Raw genomic sequence first — 11,956 nt, forward strand, 5'->3', positions numbered from 1 at the left:
CACGAGGGAATAGGATCCGCCCCTCTGAAAACCAACTGCAAGGATCAACAGACATGAATCGAAAATGGTCGCTCCCCATCGTGGCAATCGCGGGGGGAGCGTTACTCTGGCTTGGCAACACCTTTGGTATGAAATGGGCTCTGATGGCCCTGATCGGATTCGGCTTCGGCTTCACCCTCTCCTTCAGCCGCTTCGGCATCGTCTTCGGTTGGCGCGAAATGCTGACCAAGCGCAACAGCTACTACGTGCGGGTTCACCTGCTCACCATCGCCATCGAAATTCTGCTGTTCACCACCTTCCTCTCTTTTAGCCACGCCCTGTTTGGCGATGCCATGGTGGGCAACGTGATGGCTATCGGCATTCCCTTCATCGTCGGTGCCTTCCTGTTCGGCATCGGCATGCAGCTGGCAGGCGTCTGTGCCACCGGCACTCTTTATTGCTGCGGCGAGGGACAACCCCGCTTCTGGCTGGTGCTGATCTGCTACGGCATCGGCACCCTCATCAGCAACCAGTTCCGCCCCGAACTGGAGGCCACCTTCTCCAGCCATGTGGTGCTGGCCCGGGATCTGACCGGCAATATCTGGAGCGGCATGCTGCTCAACCTGGCGCTGGTCGCTGCGCTGTTCCTGCTGTTTCGCAAGAGCGAACTCAAGCGCACCGGCGAGCTCAAGCCCCTCTTCAGCGGCGGCAATCTGTTCTGGCGCGATGGCCGCTTCACCGTGCTGACCGGCGGCATCATCATCGCCCTGCTCAACTCGTCCGTGGTCGCTCTGCACGGCTCGGCCTGGACCATCACCGGCGCCGTCTATGACATGGCGCTGCGCGGTGCCTCCCTGTTCGGCCTGTTCGAGGGCAACCCCAAGCTGGCCCAGCCACTCTTTATCAACCCCATGGTCGGCATGTTCTGGCTCGGTATTCTGGGGGCCATGCTGGCGCGCTGTTTGAGCGGTGGCGGCACCTTCGCCCCGATGCGACTCGGCAACAGTCTGGCCTCCATCATCGGCGGCCTGCTGATGGGGATGGGCGCCATGTACGCCGCCTGCAACCTCGGCGGCTTCTTCGATGGCACCGCCTCTGGCAGCCTGCACGGCTGGGTCTGGATGCTGATGGCCCTCGCTGGCAGCCTCATCGGCATCCGCCTGCGCCCGCTGTTCGGGCTCTGAGGCACGACATCGTAAACACCCCATAAGAAACGGGAGGCCAAGCCTCCCGTTTTTACATTTATTGCTCCCGTCGCTCTGCTTATTGGACAGGCTGGGAGACCCCTTCCAGATGGATTTCTACCCGGCGATCCGGTGCCAGACAGGCGATCAGCTCCTGTTTGGAGCGGCTGGCACAGCTGCTGCCAGTGACCGGATTGGCCTTGCCACGCCCCTCGACTCGTACCTTGTCGGCATACAAGCCTTTGGATACCAGATAGCTGGCCACACTCTGGGCCCGCTTCTCGGATAGTGCCAGGTTGTAGTTGTCGGAGCCGATGCGGTCGGTATAACCGATGACAGTTGCGACGCCATCTTTCGGATTGGCCGCCACAATCTGGCTGAACAGGGCATCGAGCGCCTGATTGGCAGCCGGCTTCAGGGTCGCTTTGTTGAACTCGAACAGCACATCGGAACTCAGACTGAAGGTCTTGGGCTCAACCACGGCTACAGGTGCCGGTTCGGCGGCCGGAGCGGGCGCCGGTGCAGCGACCTCGCCACCTTGCTGACCGAAGCGATAGAGCATCCCGAACGAGATCAGGCCGTTATCCATCTCGATACCGGAGCGATCGAGAGACGCATCTCCCAGAGGCGTGGTGTACTGGTACTCCAGACGGGCGGCCCAGTCACGATCGATGGCATATTCGGCACCCAGCGCACCAACGAAGGCGGCGCCATGCTTTTTACCGGTCTCGCTGGTATTGGCGAAGCTGATCTCGCTATCCGTCCAGGCATAGGCGCCGCCCAGTCGACCATAAAGATCGAGCACATTTGTTGCCGGGAAGCTGATCTTCATGGTGGCCTGAATCATCTGGCTCTTGGCTTCGGTCTTGAGGGTATTGGCGCCAGTGCCCGAAGTGGTGTCGTATTTGCCAAGCCAGTCATAACCCAGCTCGAAACCCAGGTTGGGGTTGAGCTGGTAACCGGCGAACAGGCCCAGACCCAGATCATCCGTGTTCTCGCTGGTATTACCCAACGTCTGGGCAATCGACTCGGCATACTGGTTGTGGTCAACGCCATAGTAATTGGACCAACCGGCCTTGCCACCGACATACCAGGTATTGTCCTGAGCGGCGGCCTGCACGGCTCCGGCCGCCAGCAAACCACTGACCAATACGGCAAGCATGGATTTATTCATATTTTCGCCTCTGCAATAAGTCGTTATGGGCGCCTGAGTGCGCACTTTCCCTGTGTGAAGCCGTCAGGCGGCCTCTCCGCTATTCAGGGTATCCCATCCGAACGCAGCCTCAAATGACCAAGCCATCAGGAGTGTGAGCTTGCCAGCAATATCCGGCGTAAAAATCACCAGCATACTGGTTCACATGGTTTTACCAGTTAAACCATGACCTTGCGTCGTACGGAGTGGCCCTATCCACACGCAGCAATAGAAAAGGGAGGCATAACGCCTCCCTCCCGATGAGTTGTTGCAGCCCCCTTGCTCAACTGGCCAGAAACAACCGGTAGGCGGGGTCGTCGCTCACCTCTTTCCAGCCGTAGCCAATCTCGCGCAGGTAGTCGTGGAAGGCGGCCACGTCCTCGTCCGGCAGCTCGAAGGCGCAGAGCACCCGGCCGTAGTCAGCACCGTGGTTACGGTAGTGGAACAGGCTGATGTTCCAGCGACAGCCGAGGGTCTCGAGGAAGCGCATCAGGGCCCCCGGCTGCTCCGGAAACTTGAAGCTGTAGAGACGTTCGCCGAGGGGCCGGGCCGGGCGGCCGCCAATCATATAGCGCACATGATTCTTGGCCAGCTCGCTCTCGGTCATGTTGACCACCGGATAGCCGTTGCCACCGAGCTGATCGATGATCTGGCCCAGCTCCTCGTCACCGCCGGTGAGGCGCACCGAGACGAACAGCGAGGCCTGCTCGGCATCGGCGTAGCGATAGTTGAACTCGGTCACCATGCGCGGCCCGAGCTGACGGCAGAAGTCGAGGAAGGCCCCCTTGCGCTCGGGTATGGTCACCGCCAGCATGCCCTCGCGCTTCTCGCCAATCTCGCAGCGCTCGGAGACGTAGCGCAGGCTGTGGAAGTTGACGTTGGCGCCGGACAGAATGGCAGCCATCCGGCCACCCCTGACCTGCTCCCGCTCGCTGTAGGCCTTGAGGCCTGCCAACGACAGGGCGCCCGAAGGCTCGGCAATGGCGCGGCAGTCGTCGAAGATGTCTTTCAGTGCGGCGCAGATCTGATCGTTGGAGACGGTCACCACCTCGTCCAGATACTGGTTGCACAGGCGGAAGGTCTCCTCGCCGATGCGCTTGACCGCTACCCCGTCCGCAAACAGCGAGACCCGCTCCAGATTGACAGGTTCACCGGCCGCCATGGCAGCCTTGAGACAGGCGGAGCCCTCCGCCTCCACCCCGATCACCTTCACATCCGGCAGCAGCTGCTTGATATAGACCGCCACCCCGGCGGCCAACCCGCCACCGCCCACCGGCACGAATACGTGAGTGAGGTGGGTATCCTGCTCCAGCAGCTCCTTGCCGATGGTGCCCTGCCCGGCGATCACCTCAACGTCGTCAAACGGCGGGATCAGGGTGTAGCCCTCCAGCGTGGCGAGGCGGCGGCTCTCGCCATAAGCCTCGTCGAAGCTGTTGCCAAACAGCATGACGTTGCCGCCCTGCCGGCGTACCGCATCGATCTTGATGTCCGGCGTGGTCTTGGGCATCACGATGATCGCCTTGATGCCGAGCTTGGCGGCCGACAGGGCGACCCCCTGCGCGTGGTTGCCGGCGGAGGCGGCGATAACGCCGCGCGCCTTCTGCTCCTCGGTCAGGGTAGCGATCTTGTGGTAGGCGCCGCGCAGCTTGAAGGAGTGGACCGGTTGCAGATCCTCCCGCTTCAGGCTGACATGGTTACCGAGCCGCTCGGAAAGTTTCTTCAGGGTTTGCAAGGGGGTCACCCGCGCCGCCTCATAGACGGGGGAGAGCAACACCTTGCGTAGATAATCCGCCGCAGAGACCATGATTTATTCCCCCAGCATTGAGCGATCGCGCACCGCGCCTTTATCGGCGCTGGTGGCGAACATGGCGTAGGCGCGCAGGGCAAAGGAGACCTGACGCTGACGATCGAGCGGCCTCCAGCCCCGAGCCTCTACGGCGACACGGCGGGCAGCCAGCACGCTGTCGGCCACTTCCAGCACCATGCTGCGGGCCGGGATGTTGATGCTGATGATGTCGCCATCCTCCACCAGACCTATGGTGCCGCCAGAAGCGGCCTCCGGCGAGACGTGGCCAATGGAGAGACCCGAGGTGCCGCCGGAGAAGCGGCCATCGGTGATCAGCGCACACTTCTTGCCGAGGCCCATGGATTTCAGATAGGTGGTGGGGTAGAGCATCTCCTGCATGCCGGGGCCCCCTTTCGGCCCTTCGTAGCGGATCACCACCACCTCGCCCGCTTTCACTGTGCCATCCAGAATGCCGTTCACCGCGCTCTCCTGACTCTCGAATACCCGGGCCGGGCCACGGAAGGTGAGGTTCTCCTCATCCACCCCGGCAGTCTTGACGATGGCACCGTTGACCGCGAGGTTGCCGGAAAGCACGGCAAGGCCCCCCTCCTGGCTGTAGGCGTTATCCAGCGAGCGGATGCAGCCCTCGGCGCGGTCCAGATCCAGCTCCGGCCAGCGGCAATCCTGACTGAACGCCTTGGTGGTGCGGATCCCGGCCGGGCCAGCGCGGTAGAAGTCCACCACCTCCTGACTCGGCTGGCGGCTGACGTCATATTCATTGAGCTGTTCGACGAGGGAGCAACCCAGCACGGTACGGGTATCGCCATGCACCAGACCCGCTTTTTCCAGCTGGCCCAGAATGGCGACCACGCCACCGGCACGGTGTACATCTTCCATGTGATATTTCTGGGTGGAGGGCGCCACCTTGCACAGTTGAGGCACTTTGCGGGACATGCGGTCGATATCAGCCATGGTGAAGTCCACCCCGGCCTCCTGCGCCGCCGCCAGCAGGTGCAGCACGGTATTGGTAGAGCCGCCCATGGCGATATCGAGCGCCATGGCGTTCTCGAACGCCGCCTTGGTAGCGATATTGCGCGGCAGGGCGGTCTCGTCATCCTGTTCATACCAGCGCTTGGCCAAAGTCACGATGCGCTGACCCGCCAACTTGAACAGCTGCTCGCGATCGGCGTGGGTTGCCAGCATGGAGCCGTTGCCCGGCTGGGAGAGGCCCAGCGCCTCGGTCAGGCAGTTCATGGAGTTGGCGGTAAACATGCCGGAGCAGGAGCCGCAAGTAGGGCAGGCACTGCGCTCCACCTGTTCGCTCTGGGCGTCCGACACCTTGGGGTCGGCGCCCTGGATCATGGCGTCCACCAGATCCAGCTTGATGATCTGGTCGGAGAGCTTGGTCTTGCCCGCTTCCATCGGGCCGCCGGAGACAAAAATGACCGGGATATTGATACGCAGGGCCGCCATCAGCATCCCCGGGGTGATCTTGTCGCAGTTGGAGATGCAGACCATGGCGTCGGCGCAGTGGGCGTTGACCATGTACTCCACCGAGTCGGCAATCAGCTCCCGCGATGGCAGGGAGTAGAGCATGCCGCCGTGGCCCATGGCGATACCGTCATCCACTGCTATGGTGTTGAACTCCTTGGCAACGCCGCCTGCGGCCTCGATCTCGCGCGCCACCAGCTGGCCCAGGTCCTTGAGGTGGACGTGGCCCGGCACGAACTGGGTGAAGGAGTTGACCACGGCGATGATGGGCTTGCCGAAATCCTGATCGGTCATTCCGGTGGCACGCCACAGGGCGCGGGCCCCGGCCATGTTACGTCCGTGGGTGGTGGTGGCGGATCTCAACTTCGGCATTGTCTCTACTCCCTGAATGCCCATATGGGCTCGATGCGTTATGCGGTGATGATACGAGTGGATCTGAATCGACCCTGGTGAAGACTCCTCTGGGAAGCGCTCACCGGAAGCGATTCGGGGAGACACAGCGCCCCCCCTCTCTCATCAGTCGTTGACGGGCGTCAGCCAGCCCCACTTGTCTTCGGTCTGGCCATTGAACAGGCCGAAGAAGGCGTTCTGCAACTGCTCTGTCACCGGACCACGGCTGCCAGCGCCCACCTTCATCCGATCGACGGAACGCACCGGGGTCACCTCGGCGGCGGTGCCGGTCATGAAGATTTCGTCTGCCACATAGAGCGCCTCACGGGGCAGCGCCTGCTCGCGCACCTCGTAACCCAAGTCGCGCGCCAGCGTCATGATGGTGTCGCGGGTGATTCCGGGCAGGATGGCGGCGGTAGCGGGCGGTGTGAACAGTACGCCATTCTTCACCAGGAACAGGTTCTCCCCCGCCCCTTCGCTCAGATAGCCGTTCACATCCAGCGCCAGCCCCTCGGCAAAGCCGTTGCGCTTGGCCTCGCGGCTAATCAGCTGGGAAGAGAGGTAGTTACCGCCCGCCTTGGCGCCGGTGGGGATGGTGTTGGGAGCGAGCCGATTCCAGGAGGTGACGCAGACATCCACCCCGTTTTTCAGTCCCTCTTCGCCCAGATAGGCGCCCCACGGCAGGGCGGCCACCATCAGGTCGGCCTTGGCATCCAGCGGCGGATGCAGCCCCAGCCCCACGTTGCCGACAAAGGCCAGCGGGCGCAGGTAGCCGCTCTTCAGGCCGTTCTCGCGCACCACGGTGCGGCAGGCTTCATTCACTTCGGACTCGCTGTAGGGGACGTCCATCCAGTAGATCTTGGCGGAGTCGAACAGGCGGCGGGTGTGCTCCTGCAGACGGAAGATGCAGGTGCCTTTGGGGGTATCGTAGGCACGCACCCCCTCGAACACCGAGGAGCCGTAGTGCAGGGCGTGGCTCATCACGTGCACCTGGGCATCCTGCCAGGGCACCAGTTTGCCGTTGAACCAGATGTATTGCGGGTGAGTGGCGGATTGGGAAGGCTGTGACATTGGCTTGGCTCCTTAAGCTCTGATCCGGGGTTGCTGTTCCAGTGCATCGACCCGGGAAACGTCCACCAGCTTCACCAGCTGGCTCCACAACTGCTGGATGGGACGCACCGACTCGACAGTAACCGTGATCCGCAGCTGTTGGCAATCCTGCTCCATATTAAGGGCGCAGAGATTGAAACCGCGGTGACGCACCACCCGCAGCACCCGCTCCATCACTTCGGGTCTGGGCTGGGCGTGGATATGCAGGGTGTGTTGTGCAAATGCGGGCTGGGCAAGGGTGTGCGGGTTCATGGGCGTTGCTCCATCATCTGGTGGTTGGCGACTCCCGGCGGAACCAGGGGCCAGACGTTTTCTTCCTCTGAAATAGCCACATGCAGCAGGTAGGCACTCTCGCTTGTCAGCAGGCGATCGAGGGCTCCGGCTATCTGCTCCTTGCATGTGATGGTCTCGCCCGGAATGCCGAAGGCGGCAGCCAGGACGACGAAATCGGGGTTGTCGGAGAGGATGGTCTCGCTGTAGCGGCCGTCGAAGAACAGCTCCTGCCACTGGCGCACCATGCCGAGGCGCTGGTTATCCAGCAGCACCATCTTCACCTTGAGCTGAGCGCGGCGGATGGTGCCGAGCTCCTGCACGTTCATCATGAAGGAGCCATCACCGCTCACCAGCACCACTTCATCCTCCGGGCGCGACATCTTGGCGCCGATGGCGGCAGGCAGACCAAAGCCCATGGTGCCGAGACCGGCGCTGGAGAGGTGGTTGCGCGGGCTGGTGAAGCGCATGTGCTGGGCCACCCACATCTGATGCTGACCCACGTCGCAAGCCACCACGCTGCTCTCCGGCAACTTGGCAGAAAGCTGCTTGAGCAGGGCCGGGGCGTAGATGGCCTGACCCGGGTGATCGTAGCGAAATGCATATTCGCGGGCCATGGCGGCGCAGTGTTCACGCCAGGGGGCGATGTCGAGAGTCATGGCGAGGCGCGGCAGCACCTGTTTGAGATCCGTGGTGATACCCACCTCGGCAGCGCGGCGCTTGCCGAACTCGGCAGCATCCACATCGAGATGGATCACCTTGGCCTCGGGGGCGAACTCTTCCAGCTTGCCGGTCACCCTGTCATCGAAACGGGCGCCCACCACCAGCAACAGATCGCACTGCTGCACCGCATAGTTGGCGGCCTTGGTGCCGTGCATGCCGAGCATGCCGAGGTAAACGGGGCTATCGGGGTCGAGCGCGCCAATCCCCTTAAGAGTGGTGACCGCAGGCATGCCGGTGGCGGCGGCAAAGTCACGCAACTGTTGCTCGGCATTGGCCATGCCCACTCCGCCACCGACGTAGAGCACTGGACGCTCGGCGGCGGCCAGCAGGGTGCGGGCCGCGGCCAGATCCGAGGGGTTGAGCACCTCCGGCTCTTCCACTGCAAACAGCGGGCTCTGGGCAGGCACTGCGGCCAGTTGCACATCCTTGGGGAGATCGATCAGCACAGGGCCGGGTCGACCTTCGGTGGCGATAGCGAAAGCCTCTGCCAACACCCGCCCCAGATCGGCGGCATCGGTCACCATGAAGGAGTGCTTGGTGCAGGAGAGAGACATGCCGAGCACGTCGACCTCCTGAAATGCATCGGTACCGATGGCTGAACAGGGCACCTGACCGCTGATGGCCACCAGCGGCACCGAATCGAGCAGCGCCTCCGCCAGACCGGTCACCAGATTGGTGGCGCCGGGGCCGGAGGTGGCGATGCAGACCCCCACCTGACCGGAGGCGCGGGCATAACCCACAGCCGCCATGGCGGCGCCCTGCTCGTGGCGACAGAGCTGATGGGCCAGACCACCGTCATACAAGGCATCGTAGACCGGCATGATGGCCCCGCCCGGGTAACCAAACACCTGGGTCACACCCTGTTTCTTGAGAGCCTGTACCAAAAACTGCGCGCCGTTCATGTGGAAAATCCTGTCCTTTGGTCGAAAAAAAACCCCCGAGCTGTGAGGCTCGGGGGTCGCTTGCTTCGTTCTGTCCGGTGGTGGGTCTATCCCTTGTTCCGTGCAGCTAAACGAGCCCCGAGCGGTGAGATAATAATCACCACTAGAACCACAATAATGCTGACGAAACGGGAGGCCATGTTCATAGTTACAACCGGAAATCCTGTGAAATTGGGGCGGTTTCTACCGCGAATGGCTATTAGAACTAGCACGGTGATTTTTATTGGGCAAGCCTTTTTTCTGTGACAACCCACTGATTTTGGCTATTCCTCAGCCGGAACTCTGGAATAAAAAACCAACAACAAGCAGTTAGTCAGAACATATATCAACTCAAGGACGGGATTTATGTCATTAGCTGTGGTTTATAGCCGTGCCAGCCTCGGGATCGCGGCCCCGCAAGTTACAGTGGAAGTTCACCTCTCCAACGGCCTGCCCGCCTTCAACATGGTCGGCCTGCCGGAAACCTCGGTGAAGGAGTCGCGAGATCGGGTGCGCAGCGCCCTGCTCAACGGCAATTTCGAGTTCCCGAGCAAACACATCACAGTCAATCTGGCCCCCGCCGACCTACCCAAGGAGGGAGGCCGTTTCGATCTGGCCATCGCCATCGGCATTCTTGCCGCTTCCAAGCAGATACCTGCAAAATATCTGCTCGATCACGAATTTTTAGGGGAATTGGCCCTGACCGGAGAGATCCGCCCCGTGCTCGGGGTGCTGCCCGCCGTGCTCGCCTGCCGGGATGCGGGGCGCACCCTGCTGGTACCGCGAGAGAACGGCCCGGAAGCCTCCCTCATTCAGGATGCCGAGGTGCGCACCGCCCACCAGCTGCTGGCAGTCACCGCCTGGCTGGCAGGACAATACGAACTGCCACTGCCGAATCCCCAAAGCGCGGAGAGCCTGCCCGATGTGCCAGACCTGCAGGATGTGATCGGCCAGTCACAGGCCAAGCGGGCACTGGAGATCGCCGCCGCCGGCAGCCACAACCTGCTGTTCATCGGCCCGCCCGGCACCGGCAAGAGCATGCTGGCCAGCCGACTGCCCGGCATCTTGCCGCCGCTGAGCGAGCAGGAAGCGCAGCAGACCGCCGCCATCCACTCCATCGGTGGCCTCACCCCGCGCGCCGGTCACTGGCACCACAGGCCATACCGCACGCCGCACCACAGTGCCTCGGCAGTGGCGCTGGTGGGCGGTGGCAGCCACCCGCGGCCCGGCGAAATATCGTTGGCCCACAACGGGGTGCTGTTTCTGGATGAATTGCCCGAGTTCGAGCGCAAGGTGCTCGACTCCCTGCGCGAACCACTGGAGACGGGCCACATCACCATCAGTCGGGCCGCCCGTCAGGTGGATTTTCCCGCTCGCTTCCAGCTGGTCGGCGCCATGAACCCCAGCCCCTGCGGCCACTATGGTGACGGCCAGACCCGCTCCAGCCCGGATCAGATCTTGCGCTACCTCGGCAAGCTCTCCGGCCCCTTTCTCGACCGCTTCGACCTGACGGTGGAGGTGCCGCTGCTGCCCAAGGGGAGCCTGACCGGCAAGGCGGAGCGGGGGGAGTCGAGCCAGCAGATCCGCGATCGGGTGCTGGCAGCACGGGAGCGTATGCTGAGCCGCAACGGCAAGCTCAACAACCTGCTTGATAGCCGCGAGATAGAGGATATTTGCCGACTATCAGCGCAAGATGCCGAATTTTTGGAAAATGCTATCCAGAAGCTGGGGCTCAGCATCCGGGCCTGGCATCGCATCCTGCGGGTGTCACGCACCATCGCCGATCTGGCCGGGCAATCCGCCATCGGCAAGGAGCATCTTATCGAGGCGCTCGGTTATCGCGCCATGGACAGGCTGCTGTCGCGATTGCGCAGCAGCTGACAGAAGGGAAAGGGTGAGTCCGACTCCGTAACGGCTCTGAATGGTCTCACGGGCAATCGGCTGATATTATGGCCACAGATCTGACCACTTGATGGCCCTTTATCGACAGCAAGACGGACCCGACTCATGCCCAACAAGCTGACAGAGCGACTGCGCGGCAGCCTCTCCACCCTGCTCTATTTTTTCAACACCCTCTTCTGGTTTGTCCCCATCTTCTCGCTGGGTCTGCTCAAGCTCCTGCTCCCCCTCAAGGGGTGGCGCACCCTCTGCAACTGGCTGCTCGATGGCTGTGCCAGCTGCTGGATCGGTTTCAACAATCTGATCCAGAAAACCATCATCAAAACCCCTTTCGAGGTGGTCGGAGTGGACAAAGGGCGCCGGAATGAGTGGTATATGGTGATTGCCAACCATCAATCCTGGGTCGACATACTGGTACTGCAGCGGGTTTTTAACCAAAAAATCCCCTTCCTGAAGTTTTTCCTCAAGAAAGAGCTGATTTGGGTACCTTTTCTCGGCCTGGCATGGTGGGCGCTCGACTTCCCCTTCATGCGCCGATATTCCAGGAAATTTCTGGAAAAGCATCCCCATATGAAGGGAAAAGACATAGAGACAACCCGTAAAGCCTGTGCCAGGTTCCGCCACATTCCGGTGAGTGTGATGAACTTCGTCGAAGGCACCCGCTTCACCAAGGGCAAACATCAGAAGCAGGGTTCGCCCTATCGTCACCTGCTCCACCCGAAAGCAGGCGGCATCGCCTTTACCCTGGCAGCCATGGGTGATCAGTTGCATCAACTGGTGGATGTCACCATCGCCTATCCGGACGGCATTCCCAGCTACTGGGACTTCATGTGTGGCCGGGTCGGGCAAATCAAGGTTCAGATCCGCTATTTGCCGATCGACCGCAAGCTGGTGGGGGATTACTTCAATGACCCCGAGTTCCAACAAGAGTTTCAACAGTGGTTGAACGGGATCTGGCACGAAAAGGACCAGACCCTGAGCCAACTGCTGGCAACCAAGGCGCAGTAAACAT

Annotated in this window: 9 protein-coding genes; 3 read left to right on the forward strand and 6 right to left on the reverse strand. The window is 61.8% G+C overall.

Annotated features, from left to right (window positions below; genetic code table 11):
- Positions 1-53 precede the first annotated feature (53 nt).
- Complete coding sequence (locus AB5Y82_RS19470; RefSeq protein WP_174218991.1) at positions 54-1,163, forward strand: YeeE/YedE thiosulfate transporter family protein; 1,110 nt, start codon at positions 54-56, stop codon at positions 1,161-1,163.
- A gap of 79 nt (positions 1,164-1,242) precedes the next feature.
- On the opposite strand, the gene ompA is transcribed toward AB5Y82_RS19470, so the two are convergent.
- The 6 genes from ompA to ilvG all read right to left on the reverse strand — a co-directional run bounded on the left by ompA (position 1,243) and on the right by ilvG (position 9,027).
- Entirely contained in the window at positions 1,243-2,337 is a 1,095-nt protein-coding gene (gene ompA, locus AB5Y82_RS19475) for a porin OmpA (RefSeq protein ID WP_111900973.1), read from the reverse strand.
- Between the two features lie 301 nt (positions 2,338-2,638).
- Positions 2,639-4,159 carry a threonine ammonia-lyase, biosynthetic gene (ilvA, locus tag AB5Y82_RS19480; protein ID WP_042079768.1) on the reverse strand — a complete coding sequence of 507 codons (1,521 nt, stop codon included), beginning with the start codon at positions 4,157-4,159 and terminating at the stop codon, positions 2,639-2,641.
- Positions 4,160-4,162: 3 nt separating this feature from the next.
- Positions 4,163-6,004: a dihydroxy-acid dehydratase gene (gene ilvD, locus AB5Y82_RS19485; protein ID WP_368174412.1), complete on the reverse strand. Its 1,842-nt coding sequence runs from the start codon at positions 6,002-6,004 to the stop codon at positions 4,163-4,165.
- A gap of 144 nt (positions 6,005-6,148) precedes the next feature.
- Complete coding sequence (locus AB5Y82_RS19490; protein ID WP_005342010.1) at positions 6,149-7,093, reverse strand: branched-chain amino acid transaminase; 945 nt, start codon at positions 7,091-7,093, stop codon at positions 6,149-6,151.
- A 12-nt stretch (positions 7,094-7,105) separates the two neighbouring features.
- Positions 7,106-7,384, reverse strand: coding sequence for an acetolactate synthase 2 small subunit (gene ilvM / locus AB5Y82_RS19495; protein ID WP_005342011.1), 279 nt, complete (start codon positions 7,382-7,384; stop codon positions 7,106-7,108).
- A complete protein-coding gene (gene ilvG / locus AB5Y82_RS19500; RefSeq protein ID WP_368174413.1) occupies positions 7,381-9,027 on the reverse strand; it encodes an acetolactate synthase 2 catalytic subunit in 1,647 nt (548 codons plus the stop codon). The genes ilvM and ilvG overlap by 4 nt, the downstream gene beginning before the upstream one ends.
- A 384-nt stretch (positions 9,028-9,411) precedes the next feature.
- Here ilvG and AB5Y82_RS19505 point away from each other — a divergent pair, with 384 nt between their 5' ends.
- Both AB5Y82_RS19505 and AB5Y82_RS19510 read left to right on the forward strand, forming a co-directional pair.
- Complete coding sequence (locus tag AB5Y82_RS19505; protein ID WP_368174414.1) at positions 9,412-10,926, forward strand: YifB family Mg chelatase-like AAA ATPase; 1,515 nt, start codon at positions 9,412-9,414, stop codon at positions 10,924-10,926.
- Positions 10,927-11,052: 126 nt separating this feature from the next.
- On the forward strand, positions 11,053-11,952 hold the full coding sequence (locus AB5Y82_RS19510; RefSeq protein ID WP_111900978.1) for an acyltransferase: 900 nt from the start codon (positions 11,053-11,055) through the stop codon (positions 11,950-11,952).
- The last annotated feature ends 4 nt before the right edge of the window (positions 11,953-11,956 follow it).

Source organism: Aeromonas sp. s13 (assembly GCF_040907905.1).
Classification (GTDB): Bacteria; Pseudomonadota; Gammaproteobacteria; order Enterobacterales; family Aeromonadaceae; genus Aeromonas; species Aeromonas veronii.